We start from the raw sequence: 12,039 nt of genomic DNA on the forward strand, positions 1-12,039 counted from the left end.
TGCACTACGTATTCAGGGGGCGGGATTGATCGAGGACCAGCGGTTTCACCTCCTCCCACGACGCCGCCGGAAGCGGGAACAAGAGCGGCACGTCCGCAGGCCGGGCAGAACAGCTCCGGCTGCTGCCGCCAGGACAGGCGCAGGATGGGCACAGGGCGCTTGCAGCGTGCCGTGTGCGCGATCAGTTGGGTCTGGTTCTTGCTGGGCATCAGGCGTTCCTCCCTGGTCGGCTGGGCGGCGTGTGCTGGTCTCGGTCGATGCCGCCCCAGACCCCGAACCGTTCGTGCTCGCCGGCGGTGCGGCAGGCGTCGAGGATGGGACAGGCGGGACAGGCCAGAGCGGCCAGCTCACGCAGCTCCTGGTCGTCGCTGAGCGCGTCGCCGTGCCGCTGGCAGGGCAGTGGTGCGGTCAGGTCTGCGAGCGCGGCAGAGAGCCGCTGGTGCGCCCGTGCAGCGGCTGGGGTGAGGTGTCCGGGTGGCCGCGCCATCAGCTCGCCACCCCCGCGGCCGGGCAGGTGGGGCAGGTGTTGAACCCGCCTTCCGCTGCAGCCGGATCCATCTCCAGTCCGCAATGCGCGCAGACCGGCGGCGGTGGCACATCGGTGACCAACGGGTCTACGAAAGATGTTCCAGATTTGTTGGTGGGGATGCACACTGGTTCGGGCTGGCTGGGCCCTTCTTCAATATGCCTATATGTGCTTACCAACAATTCTGGAACGTCTTTGAGGCTCAGCGCGTTGGGTTCGATGCCTTCGGCCAGGGAGTAGTGCCAATAGGTGCGGTCCCCCACCTGTTCCTCGTCGCAGACCAGCACCTGCAGCATGTAGAGCGCCTGCAGTTCGCGGTCGACGGTGTTGCGGGGTTTCTCGATGCGCTTGCGTACCTCGGCAGTGGTGCTGTCGGGATGTGCGGCCAGGTCGTCGAGGATGGATAGGCGCAGGGGTGGCACGGTGTCGCGGGCGCAGCGGATCGCCAGCTGCACGGCTGCTACGCGCTCCATGCCGATTGCCAGGCCACCTCGCACGATCTGTGCTAGCTGCTTGGCGAACCGGGTCGGCATCTCCGGCGCGTGGGCGTCGGTGACGTTGCCTTGGTAGTCGCGCTCCACGGCGGTGCGGGCCAGGGTGACCAGATCCGCAGCAGACAGCAGCAGCTCGGTTTCGGCGTCGTCGAGGTCGACGGCTTCGGTGTTGATGCCGGCCAGCACTCCGGCCACGGCCTCGGATAGCTCGCGGCGCATGGTGACCTCGGAGCCGGTATTGCCGATGGCTCGACGACCAGCTGCGCGGCGGCCCTCGTGGCTATCCATCCGCACCAGTACGAACCGGTCACCCATCGCGGCGATGACGGCATGGGCGGCATCCCACGCGGTCGTTACCGCGCCGATGGTCACCAGGCGGCCGGCCCATTCGAGCGTGCGGCCGCCATCGGTGCCCACGTTGCGCGACCAGCGCCCGTCATAGATCTCGCGTAGCGCGGCCAGCACCTCGGCACGCATGTTGCGGTCCATCGACAGGATTGACGTCACGTCCTTGATGACCAGCACGCCGCGGTCGCCAATCTTGCGCAGCAGCCCGCCGTGGGCATCCTTCGACCGCTCTCGCTTCGAGGTGGCCGACAGCAGAGCGCCCGGTGAGCTGATCGTCGAGGTAATCGTGGTCAACGGGACCAGATTCAGCGCTCCCACGGTCTCGGTCTTGGCGTTGCCGGATCCAGAGATCAGCAGCAGCCAGACGGGATCTCCATCGAGTTGTTCGACAGCAGCAGCGGCCAGGACGGCGCGCAGGGCGTCGAGGTCGTACTCGGCCCCCAACCAGCGGGTGAACGTCGCCTCAGCCTCGGCCAGTGTGACGATGGGGTGATTCTGAGTACGGGCGTCTGGAAGGGGGTGCGTCTGGCGTACCCCCTCGCCCTGGTTGATGCCCTCAGTAGTGCTGAGCCCATCGGAGTGCTGCGGTTGGTAGGCCACCAGCGCGTCGACACCAAAGCCTGCCGCGAGGTGGTCGGAAGCATCCTTGCCAACCTTTGCCTGCCTGAACTCGAGATCCGCAGCGACTCCGGCGAGCTTGTCGGCAACATCAGCAGCCCATTGCTCTCCGGCGCGGTCCCGGTCGACGACGGCCACCACTATTGCACCCTGCAGCGGGCTGATGTCCACCTTGGTGAAGTTGCTCGCTCCCATCGGCGCGGTGGTCGCAACCACGCCGGCCAAAGCGGCGAGCTGGTCAGCGTCCTTCTCGCCCTCGACCAGGTAGACGATCTCCCCATCAGCGGCAGCCTGCAGCACCCGTGCGGCCCTGTAGAGCGTTGGAGTGCCGCGGGTGTTACCGGACTGCCGGAACTGCTTCGTGGGCGTCCTACGGACAATCCTGCCGTCGTCATAGCGCCAACTGAGATCGCGCTTCTCGTCGAAAGCATCAGCCGGCTCGAGATGGAGGGCACTCAGCACATCGGAGTAGTGGCAGCCGGCAAAGCAGTGCAGCAGCACCATGCCGTCGCCGGCACGCAACGACAAAGACGGGTTGTGGTCATCATGCGCAGGGCATTGTGCAGTCGCACGTTCACCACGACGCTGCACGCGCTTACCGTCGAGCTCCAAGGCGTGAAGCACGCGTTCGTAGGCGGTCACCATGCCTCTCGCCTCCCTTGCGTGAGGCTCAGCAACAGATCGCGCTCAGACTCCTCAAACACCTTCGTGGCGCGCAGTTGATGTTGATCGACATGCTGCTCAATCGCGGCGCGTACCAGATCGCGCAGCACCGGGGCCGGGATGGCATCCACTTCCACGGAATCGCCCTTGAAACTGGCACTGCGGCTGTCGCTCTTCTTCGTGGGCCTAGTCGGCAGATCCATCTCAGAGATCTGCTGCTCGGTCACGGCGATACGGTCGAACGCGAGGTTGGCGTTCGGCGCGAACCTGCGCACGCCTTCCTCGAACTTCTCCCACGCCATCACCCCGGTGGGGTCATGATCTCCCAGCTGGTAGAAGTACGTCTTGCGCCGCTCACGCTGAACCGACTGCGCCTCCTCGTAGATGAAGCTCTCCGACGCGCAGCCACGCATGATACCCAGCGGCACCTGCCACTCGTCGGTGACCGGCTGCACCACGGAGACCAACGCATCCTTCTCCGTGAAGATCTGCACCACGCTGGGCTGATCCAGCCACAACGCTTTGCGATACAGGGCAGCGGTCAGCTTCAACGCTTCATCAGCGCTGTCGTAGGACAAGGGCTTGACGACGTAGCGGGTGTTGTCCGCAATCCAGTAGTACGGCATCCGCTCCGCACGGCGCAGCGCCAACAATCGCCGCTGCACCACGCTGTAGCCGGCCTCCGACTTGGGCACCAGATCCGTCTTGGTCGTGGCACTGTAGAACACCCTGCGCACCGTCACGGGGTTCTCCTCAGCCACGATCTCGATCAACAGATCGTCCAGCTCCGAGATCTCCACCTGACTACGCCGGCGGCGTTTTACGGGGCGTGCCCCATAAACCAGATCCGTCACAACGCCACCTCCGTAACCGGAGCCAGCTGAGCCAACCACACCGTTGCCTCACGGCCAGCAGCCCGCGCCCGGTCAGCATGACGCTGCGCAGTATGCAAACTCAGGAAGATGCGACGGCGGCGCTTCTCATCCGGCAGCTCGACCACGACGACCAACACCCCGTCGAGCAGCGGATCGGCGGCGTTCATTGGTAGACTGAACTGCAGGGAATCGGTGCTTTGATCTCCGCTGAATCCGCTCAGTTCGCCAGCTGGGCGGATTTCTCTTTGCAGCTGGCTCACGCAACACCGCCCATGCGGCGCTCAACGGTCTCCGCCAGGCGGCTGTTGGCCTCTTCCTCGCGGGCAGCCTCCACAGCCTCACGGTGTCCGGCCATCGAGGTGACGGGGCGGCGCATCCGCCTGAGGTCAGCGGGGTCGATTCGGATGGCACGCGCTCCGTAGCGGTACGCGCGGAGGTCGCCGGCGCTGATCATGCGCCGGACAGTAAGTTCAGTGAGTTGAAGGTGCTCAGCCACCTGCGCGACGGTGAGAACCGGCTCGGGCGCGGTGAGTGAAGCTTGCGGTGAACTCGCTTTGCGGGTCATGGTGACTCCTGGACAGGTTGAACCTGCCAGGTGATGCCCCGGCCTAGATGCGGATCGTTGAACGGCGACCGCTCCGGCAACTAATGCTGTTGCGAGCTAGCTAGATAATAGCAGTGATAGTCCGCAGATCCAGAAACAAGCGACCTGACACGCCGCCACCACTATCGAAGGTGACATGTTCGACCTTCGCCTCAGCCACTCCGTCAAGCAAAGGCTGCAGCTTCTCGTCCCGGATCTGTAGCGCCAGGCCGCACAGCGGGCATCTCAGATCCCACCGGGTACGCCGTTCAACTACGCGATCCTGTCGCGCGGTGGGGCCTGTACCTGCCACGCCTGCGTACTGACCCGCGAGCATGGCGGCGACGCTCGCCCGGTTGCTGCGTGCATCCCCTCGGCGCAGGGCCCCGTAACCGATCCAGTATCCATCCTGCCCCAGCCAGAATGTCTGGATCTTGGCCCTCTTCCCCATCCCGGCGGCCTTGTTGTAGTGCGACGAATCCTCACACGCGACTGTGATGCTCAGCCCCTGCGTCGTCATGAACCCTCCCTCGTCATCCCACCAGCGCAGCGAGACGCTGCCTGGTTGCGTGTTGATAGCGCTGCACCGTCGCGGTGTCGCTGTGGCCGGCGAACTTCTTAAGCTCTTCGAGGGTTGCGCCGCTCTCCCCTAGTCGCGTGAGGCAGGTGTGCCTCAGACCGTGGAAGACAAAGCTGCTCGGGATCTGATCCTTCTTCGGTAGAGCCTTGTTGGCCTCGATCAGGGCGGCGTTGAAGTGGCGGCGCAGCACGTTGGGGTGCAGCGCCTGGTCGCCGCGCTCGGCACGCGGGAACAGTGGCGATTCCGGGCTGTCTCCGACGTGGCGCTCAAGGTGCAGGGCGACGCGCTCCTGCAGTTTCGTGGGGATCGGCAGTGGCCTCACGCCAGCCTTGGTCTTGGGGATGTCGTAGCGCAGCCCCTGCCCACGGCTCTGCAATTGGCGGGCGATGTCGAGCCACTTACCCTGAACGTCACGACGCTGCAGCCCCAGCACCTCACCGATTCTGAGGGCCATGTACCCACCTAGCCGCACCGCGAGCTGTTCGCCCTCCGGCATTGCCTCAGCTAGTGCGGCAATCTGCCTGTTGGAGATCACGGCATCCGCTTCCTCGGTATCCCTGACCGGCTTGTGCACCGTGGCACCGGCCACCCTGCAGGGAGAGCGTTCGACGATGGGCTCGAAGTCAGGTGACTGACCGGCGAACTCCCCGGTGGCGTAGCTGAACATTCCTGAGAGCATCATGTACGCGCCGCGGCTGACTCCGTTGCCGTGCTTCGCGTCGAGCGCGTCGAACCATTCCTGCACGTACTGCGGGGTGATCGCTGCGACGGGCAGCTCGCCCATTTCGGGCAGAATGTGGCCCTCAATCCGTTTGCGGTAGGTGTAGATCGTAGATTCCTTGCGACCGATCCGGCGCAGGTGGTCGAGCCAGTCGTCGTTGAGCTGGCGTACCTTGTAGGCGTTGAGTCTGGCCTCGCGTTGAGCGGCGACCGCCTCACGCTGGGCGGCACGGATCGCGGACGGCGGGATGAACACGCCGCGCAGAATGTCAGCTTGGGCCAGCAGCTGGGCGGTCTTGGCATCCCGCAGCGTGTCGAAGCGCCCGACGAGTTCACGCTTGCCCTTCCATGTCACGCGGACCTGGTAGAGCTTGACCTGCCGGCCGCGGCGCGTGCGGTGCACGATGGAGACACCGCGGGGAAGCTTCTCTGCCATGTGGGTTCAATTCCTCCGAATCGCCGGATCTGCAAACGGTACCTAGGTGCCGAACTCATGCTATCTTATGATCATCTAAGAGCACTTGCGACATGACGACCCTCGAACCAAATGGCACCTGACAAGGAAAAGGCCCCTGTCAGCGAACTGACAGGGGCACAGGGGTGGAGGTGGCGGGAATTGAACCCGCGTCCTCAAGAGATGAACCAGGACTTCTCCGGGCGCAGCCGAACCTAGGCGTTTTCTCGGTCCCTGCACTCTTCGTCGGCACGGTGCAGACGGACCCAGTATCAGTAAAGTCCCGAGCAGCCCCTGATACGCAGGCTACTCAGCAAGCCTTCTAGATGAGGCCAGGAACCGGAGCGAAGGCGTCTCCGGGCTGACCCTTCGGTCGCTGATCAGGCAGCGAGAGCGAAGTCAGTGCGGTTGTTGTTGGCACTTATTGGTTTCCACGCAGCGTTAACGAGATAAACGTGGATCCTCGGCCCGCTTCTCCTGGGACTATCGTCCCGAGTCGAAACCAGTCACCCCCTGTTGAGTTGTCTCCTCCAGTGTAGCGCCTCAGCCCAAGGCGGGCCTCGGTCGCTCCGGCCGGGCCAGCAGCACGGGCTCAAAGGCACCGGTACCCGACTTGCCGTTGAATGCCCGCACCGAGGCCCAGATGGTCCCGGCGAACCAGGCCAGCCAGCCCAGCGCCAGGAGGCCCTCCGCGCCGAAGACAACCGCCAGCAGGAACGCTGCGGCCGCGACGGCACCCGCTGTCAGTTGCAGGCTCAGCGCGCGGCTGGCCTCCCACCACACCCGGCTGCCCGGCGTTGACGCCGCCTTCACGACGGCGGGCCCGATGAACCAGGTGAAGAGACCCGACAACTGGGTCAGCCCCGCCCCCATGTTCTCGGCGGGAGTCGGCTGCCCGGGCCGGGGCCGGGTGAGCACCGCCGGCGCGATCCGGGCCAGCCCCATCAGGGAACGGTTGAGTTCCACCCGGTCGCGGGCGTTCAGCGCCAGGTCGAGGCGCCGATCCAGTTCGGCCTCGTCGATGGACCTGTCGGCGTAGCACGCCTGAAGGTGGTTGACGGCTCGGTCGCGCTGCTGGTCGGTGACCCCGGGAAACTGGTGGTAGACGCTCATGTAACCAAGTGTCTCCGCTGGAGCACCGGATCGGTACCGGGAAAGCCCCTGAAATCCCCCTGGATCTCTCCCCTACCGGCGGCTGTTGTTGTACTTGTTGCGGTGCGCCAGAGCGCGCTGCATCTCGCGCTTCGCGTCACGCTCGGCGATGTCGTGCCTCTTGTCCCAGTCCTTCTTGCCGGTGGCCACAGCGATCTCCACCTTCGCGTAGCCGTCTTTGAAGTACAGCGAGAGGGGAATCAGCGTACGGCCGGAGTCTCCGATGGTGCGCGCGATCTTGTCGATCTCGCGGCGGTGCAGCAGCAACTTGCGGGTACGGCGGGCTGAGTGGTTGCGCCAGGTGCCGAACTCGTACTCGGGGATGTTGGCGTTGATCAGCCAGGCCTCACCCCCGTCGTCGATGTGGGCGTAGGCCTCGGCGATCGTCGCGCGACCAGCACGCAAAGTCTTGACCTCGGTGCCCGTCAGGACCAGGCCCGCCTCGTACACGTCACCGATGTGGTAATCGTGGCGGGCCTTCCTGTTCTGTGCGACGAGCTTGGTTCCGGTCTCCCTGGGCATCCGGCAATTAAACCACGAAGCGTCAGCTGAACCAGCCGGCCATCGGGTTGACGACCTTGCCGTTCTGCCACACCATCAGGTGCAGGTGGCAACCCGTGGAGTATCCGGTGGAGCCCACGTAGCCGACGACCTGGCCCTGCTTGACCCGGGTCCCGACGCTGACGATGTAGTGGGTGGCGTGGTTGTAGCCGGTGGTCACGTAGGACCCGGCCACCTTTCCGTGGTCGATCATCAGGCGATGGCCGTAGCCGCGGTTGAAGTAGCGTTCGGTGACGACACCGTCGGCAGCGGCGCGAATGGGGGCTCCGCAGGCGGCACCGAAATCGGTCCCGTCGTGCAGTTTGCGGTAGCCGAGCACAGGGTGCAGTCGCATGCCGAACTTCGACGTCAGGCGCCCCTCGACGGGGCGGATGAACACGGAATTGCTCCGCGAGGACGACGAAGCGCTGGCGGCCGCCTTGCTGGCCTTCTTCGGGGCGGCAGCGGCCTGCGGCTTGGGAGCCGGCGCGGGCTTCGCGGCAGCGGCTGCCTTTGCGGCGGCGGCCTTGTCAGCAGCCGCCTTGTCAGCCGCGGCCTTCTCTGCCGCCGCCTTGGCGGCAGCTTCGCGGGCTGCCTTCTCCTTGGCCGCCTTCTCAGCCGCAGCCTTGGCAGCAGCTTCCCGGGCCGCCTTCTCGGCGGCAGCCTTCTTCTCCGCTTCGATGCGCTGCTGGATGCGCTTCTCCACGTCGGCGTTCTCCGCCTCCAGCTCACGCTGGCGCTGCTCCTCCGCGGCAACCTGCTTGCGTGCCTTCTCTTCGGCCTTGTCACGCGCGGCCACGAGACCGGCGACCTCGGAGCGCAGGTCCTCTGCCGCGCCCTGGGCGGCCTTCTTGCCCTTCAACTGCTCGGCTGCACTCCGCCGCGCGGCGTCTGCCGCGTCCTTGGCCTCGTCCGCAGCCTGCTGCGCTGCATCCGCCGCCTGCCGGGCCTCGCCCGCACGCGCCTCGGCGTCCTCGAGTGACAGCCTGCGCATCTCGATCTCGTCGAGCTGCTGGGCGGACGAATCGAAGAGCGTGTGCGCCATCTGCGCACGCTGGTTGATGTTGGAGGCGTCCATGTCGGTGAAGATCAGCGCCAGGTTGACCAGTCCGGTGCTGTGCTGGGTGGTGACAAGGATCTCCTCGTTGAGCCTCCTGTTCACCGAATCGAGGGCGGCGCGCGCCGCTGCGACATCGGCCTTCGCCCGGTCGAGGTCACGCCCCGCCTGGTACAGATCCTCGTCGGCCTGCTCCAGGGCAGCCTCTGCGGCCTTCAGCTCATCGGCACGTTGCCGGTCGAGTTCCTCGGCGGCGCGGACTGCTGACTCGGCCTTCGCGAGCTCGGCCTCAGCATCTGCAAGTTGTGTGCGGGCCGCGCGTGCGGCCTCGACTGCGGAATCTCGCTGGGCCTGCGCGTCGTTGATGGCGGCGGATTGCCGGGCCATCTCGCGCTGGAGTTCAGTCTTCCGTTCGTCCAGTTCGTCGGCCTGTGCGGGCGACCAGCTGGCCAACCCGAGCAGCAGGGCAAGCACAGCGGCAACGATGCCGCGGCTCAGTCCTGCAAACCATGTGCGAACTTCGGGCATGGGGGGAAGGTCCCGGTTCACGTTCAACTCCTCTAGATACGCAGATATCGTCTGGTGGCAATCAGGGTGGGTACGACCGCCAAGCCGATGCCCACTACTGCAATGGACACAATGGCAGCCACGAGCTCACCCCAACCAATCCAGGGTAAAGCGGAGATTGAGGTTCGGGCGTTCTGGTCGATCACGAACCAGTAGGCCGCAGTGATGGCTCCCGCCGCCAGCACGATGCCGATCACAGCAGCGATCAGCGCCTCGAGCAGGAACGGCAGCAGGATGTAGATGTTGGAGGCGCCGACCAGGCGCATGATGCCCATCTCCCGACGTCGGGAGAAGGCCGCCATCCGGATGGTGTTGACGATCTGCAGGGCTGCGGCGACGAGCAGCAGGACGCTCATCCCGATCGTGGCCCACTGCAACGCGCCGAACCATTTGAAGATGGGCTCGAGGATGGAATTCTGATCCTGAACCGCCTGCACGCCCTGCAGGCCACGGGCCTCCGTGGAGACGCCGGCGTAGTTCTCCGGGTTGTGGAGGCTGACGCGGAACGAATCCTGCATGTCGTCAACGGTGCGGGAGTGCACTGCAGGTGAATCGGCGAAGACGCGCTGGAACTCGGCCAGCGCCACCTCCTTCGATTCGTAGACCACTTCCGAGACCTCGGGGTTGGCGTTGAGAGTTTGTTCAATGGATTCGCGCTGGGCGTCCGTGGTGCCCTTCCCCGCCTCGCAGCGCCCGCCCTGCGTGTTCTCCGTGCACAGGAACACCTGGACGGTGATCTTGTCGTAGAGCGTGCGCTTGGTGAGGTCGACCTCCATGGACGTCAGCAGGCCCGCTCCGAGGAGCGTCAGGGACACGGCCATGGTGACCACGACGGCGATCGTCATGGCGATGTTGCGCTTGAGACCGGACCAGGTCTCGCGGAGTGAATGCCTCATCGGTGATGTGTCCCCTATGCCGTTCCGTAGATGCCCTTGGCCTGGTCCCGCACGAGCTCGCCTTCACGCAACTCAAGGACCCGGCGTCGCATCTGGTCGACGATGGACGAGTCGTGGGTGGCCATGATGACCGTGGTGTCCGCCCGGTTGATCCGATCGAGCAGCTTCATGATGCCGACGGAGGTTTCCGGGTCGAGATTACCGGTGGGCTCGTCGGCGATGAGGATCTTGGGGCGGTTGACGAAGGCCCGGGCGATGGCGACGCGTTGCTGCTCGCCGCCGGAGAGCTCCTCGCAGGGTCGCTCTTCCTTGCCCGCCAGGCCCACCATCTCCAACGTGTCGGGCACGACGCGGCGGATCTCACGCCCGGAGCGGCCGATCACCTGTAGCGCGAATGCCACGTTCTCATAGACCGTCTTGCCGGGCAGCAGCCGGAAGTCCTGGAAGACGGTGCCGATCTGGCGGCGGAGGCCTGGCACCTTCCATTGCGGGAGCGTGCCGAGATTCTTCCCCGCCACGTAGAGCGTGCCCTTGGAGGGGCGGTACTCACGCAGGATCAGCCGCAGAAAGGTCGACTTGCCGGAGCCGGACTGGCCCACGAGGAAGACGAACTCGCCACGGCCGATTTCGAGGTTGACGTTCCGCAGGGCAGCCTTCTGCTGGCCTGGATAGAACTTTGTGACGTCCTCGAAGGTGATCACTGATGGGCTCCGGCGGTTGGGGAAGATACTGAGAAACTCTCAGCGCTGAGGAGTCTAGGCGAGACGGCCGGAGACATCACCAGCGACACGCCGCGCTCACGCGTCGACTTCGGCCTTCTTCCGCCATCGGATGCCGGCGTCGATGAAACCGTCGATGTCGCCGTCGAAGACGGCTTCAGGGTTGCCCACCTCGTGCTCGGTGCGCAGATCCTTGACCATCTGATACGGGTTCATCACGTAGGAGCGCATCTGCGCACCCCAGGAGTTGCCACCGTCACCCTTGAGCGCGTTCATCTCCTTCTCGCGATCCTGGCGGGCCTGCTCGAGGAGGCGGGACTGCAGGACCCGCAGCGCCGCTGCCTTGTTCTGCAACTGGGACTTCTCGTTCTGGCAGCTCACCACGATGCCGGTGGGCAGGTGGGTGATACGCACGGCAGAATCCGTCGTGTTGACGGACTGACCACCGGGGCCGGAGGACCGGAACACGTCGATGCGGATGTCCGACTCCGGGATGTCGATGGAATCTGTCTCCTCGGTGACCGGGAGCACCTCCACGCCGGCGAACGACGTCTGGCGGCGACCCTGGTTGTCGAAGGGCGAGATCCGCACCAGTCGGTGGGTGCCCTGCTCGACAGACAGCGTGCCGTAGGCGAAGGGAGCCTTGATCGCGAAGGTAGCCGACTTGAGTCCGGCCTCTTCCGCATAGGAGGTGTCGTAGACCTCAGTGGGATACCCATGACGGTCCGCCCAGCGCAGATACATCCGCATCAACATCTCTGCGAAGTCAGCGGCGTCGACGCCGCCGGCCTCTGCCCGGATGGTGATCAGCGCGTCGCGCGGGTCGTATTCGCCCGACAGGAGCGTGCGGACCTCGAGCGCCTCGACGTCACGGGACAGCTTGTCCAGTTCGCGCATGACCTCGGCGGTGGTGTCCTCGTCGCCCTCTTCCTCAGCGAGTTCGAGCATCAGCTCGGCGTCCTCCAAGCGGGTGCGCAGGCCGACGAGGCGGTCCACCTCACCCTGCTTCGCGGAAAGCTGGCTCGTCACACGTTGCGCGTTGTCCTGGTCATCCCAGAGATCGGGGGCGGCCACCTGCTGCTCGAGATCTGCGATCTCGGCGCGGACCTTGTCGAGGTCTGCGACGGCCTCGATCGAGTCGAGCGAATGACCCAGGTCGGTCAGGCGGGTTGAGAGATCATCGTTAGCCACAATCGTCGATTCTACCCCCACAACCTCATGGGGCACTGTAGAGCATGTTTGGCTCT

Annotated in this window: 13 protein-coding genes and 1 other RNA gene; all 14 read right to left on the reverse strand. The window is 65.2% G+C overall.

Annotated elements, in window-relative coordinates; all coding sequences use genetic code 11:
- Positions 1–208: 208 nt before the first annotated feature.
- The 14 genes from BN1186_RS12715 to prfB all read right to left on the reverse strand — a co-directional run bounded on the left by BN1186_RS12715 (position 209) and on the right by prfB (position 11,983).
- Entirely contained in the window at positions 209–487 is a 279-nt protein-coding gene (locus BN1186_RS12715) for a WhiB family transcriptional regulator (RefSeq protein ID WP_040284387.1), read from the reverse strand.
- Positions 487–2,631 carry a hypothetical protein gene (locus BN1186_RS15835; RefSeq protein WP_052460147.1) on the reverse strand — a complete coding sequence of 715 codons (2,145 nt, stop codon included), beginning with the start codon at positions 2,629–2,631 and terminating at the stop codon, positions 487–489. Before BN1186_RS15835 ends, BN1186_RS12715 begins: the two co-directional genes overlap by 1 nt.
- Positions 2,625–3,449, reverse strand: a complete 825-nt coding sequence (locus tag BN1186_RS12725; RefSeq protein ID WP_052460148.1) for a hypothetical protein — start codon at positions 3,447–3,449, stop codon at positions 2,625–2,627. The genes BN1186_RS15835 and BN1186_RS12725 overlap by 7 nt, the downstream gene beginning before the upstream one ends.
- Positions 3,450–3,499: 50 nt before the next feature.
- The gene (locus tag BN1186_RS12730) at positions 3,500–3,784 is read right to left on the reverse strand and encodes a hypothetical protein (protein WP_139651103.1); all 285 of its coding nucleotides are present in this window, start codon (positions 3,782–3,784) and stop codon (positions 3,500–3,502) included.
- The gene (locus BN1186_RS16295; protein ID WP_040284390.1) at positions 3,781–4,089 is read right to left on the reverse strand and encodes a helix-turn-helix domain-containing protein; all 309 of its coding nucleotides are present in this window, start codon (positions 4,087–4,089) and stop codon (positions 3,781–3,783) included. The genes BN1186_RS12730 and BN1186_RS16295 overlap by 4 nt, the downstream gene beginning before the upstream one ends.
- Before the next feature lie 100 nt (positions 4,090–4,189).
- Entirely contained in the window at positions 4,190–4,627 is a 438-nt protein-coding gene (locus BN1186_RS12740; protein ID WP_040284391.1) for a hypothetical protein, read from the reverse strand.
- Between the two features lie 13 nt (positions 4,628–4,640).
- Positions 4,641–5,843, reverse strand: coding sequence for a tyrosine-type recombinase/integrase (locus BN1186_RS12745; protein ID WP_040284392.1), 1,203 nt, complete (start codon positions 5,841–5,843; stop codon positions 4,641–4,643).
- 162 nt (positions 5,844–6,005) lie between these two features.
- Positions 6,006–6,375: a transfer-messenger RNA gene (gene ssrA / locus BN1186_RS12750) on the reverse strand.
- Positions 6,376–6,404: 29 nt separating this feature from the next.
- Positions 6,405–6,974 (reverse strand): DUF1707 SHOCT-like domain-containing protein, encoded by a 570-nt coding sequence (locus BN1186_RS12755; RefSeq protein ID WP_052460149.1) that lies wholly within the window; start codon positions 6,972–6,974, stop codon positions 6,405–6,407.
- A 72-nt stretch (positions 6,975–7,046) separates the two neighbouring features.
- Positions 7,047–7,535: an SsrA-binding protein SmpB gene (smpB, locus tag BN1186_RS12760; RefSeq protein WP_040284393.1), complete on the reverse strand. Its 489-nt coding sequence runs from the start codon at positions 7,533–7,535 to the stop codon at positions 7,047–7,049.
- A 22-nt stretch (positions 7,536–7,557) separates the two neighbouring features.
- Positions 7,558–9,138, reverse strand: a complete 1,581-nt coding sequence (locus tag BN1186_RS12765; RefSeq protein ID WP_082031404.1) for a M23 family metallopeptidase — start codon at positions 9,136–9,138, stop codon at positions 7,558–7,560.
- 32 nt (positions 9,139–9,170) lie between these two features.
- Positions 9,171–10,073, reverse strand: a complete 903-nt coding sequence (gene ftsX, locus BN1186_RS12770) for a permease-like cell division protein FtsX (protein WP_218975478.1) — start codon at positions 10,071–10,073, stop codon at positions 9,171–9,173.
- A 14-nt stretch (positions 10,074–10,087) separates the two neighbouring features.
- Positions 10,088–10,774, reverse strand: a complete 687-nt coding sequence (gene ftsE, locus BN1186_RS12775; RefSeq protein WP_040284394.1) for a cell division ATP-binding protein FtsE — start codon at positions 10,772–10,774, stop codon at positions 10,088–10,090.
- Between the two features lie 96 nt (positions 10,775–10,870).
- Positions 10,871–11,983, reverse strand: a complete 1,113-nt coding sequence (gene prfB, locus BN1186_RS12780; RefSeq protein WP_040284395.1) for a peptide chain release factor 2 — start codon at positions 11,981–11,983, stop codon at positions 10,871–10,873.
- Positions 11,984–12,039: the final 56 nt, after the last annotated feature.

The organism is Tessaracoccus massiliensis (assembly GCF_000826065.2).
Taxonomy (GTDB): domain Bacteria; phylum Actinomycetota; class Actinomycetes; order Propionibacteriales; family Propionibacteriaceae; genus Arachnia; species Arachnia massiliensis_A.

Bases quoted from the DNA above. Each gene is read 5' to 3' on its own strand.
- smpB (WP_040284393.1), bottom strand. From the start codon at position 7,535: ATGCCCAGGGAGACCGGAACCAAGCTCGTCGCACAGAACAGGAAGGCC.
- BN1186_RS12745 (WP_040284392.1), bottom strand. From the start codon at position 5,843: ATGGCAGAGAAGCTTCCCCGCGGTGTCTCCATCGTGCACCGCACGCGC.
- BN1186_RS15835 (WP_052460147.1), bottom strand. From the start codon at position 2,631: ATGGTGACCGCCTACGAACGCGTGCTTCACGCCTTGGAGCTCGACGGT.
- BN1186_RS12755 (WP_052460149.1), bottom strand. From the start codon at position 6,974: ATGAGCGTCTACCACCAGTTTCCCGGGGTCACCGACCAGCAGCGCGAC.
- BN1186_RS12765 (WP_082031404.1), bottom strand. From the start codon at position 9,138: ATGCCCGAAGTTCGCACATGGTTTGCAGGACTGAGCCGCGGCATCGTT.
- BN1186_RS16295 (WP_040284390.1), bottom strand. From the start codon at position 4,089: ATGACCCGCAAAGCGAGTTCACCGCAAGCTTCACTCACCGCGCCCGAG.
- BN1186_RS12715 (WP_040284387.1), bottom strand. From the start codon at position 487: ATGGCGCGGCCACCCGGACACCTCACCCCAGCCGCTGCACGGGCGCAC.
- BN1186_RS12740 (WP_040284391.1), bottom strand. From the start codon at position 4,627: ATGACGACGCAGGGGCTGAGCATCACAGTCGCGTGTGAGGATTCGTCG.
- ftsX (WP_218975478.1), bottom strand. From the start codon at position 10,073: ATGAGGCATTCACTCCGCGAGACCTGGTCCGGTCTCAAGCGCAACATC.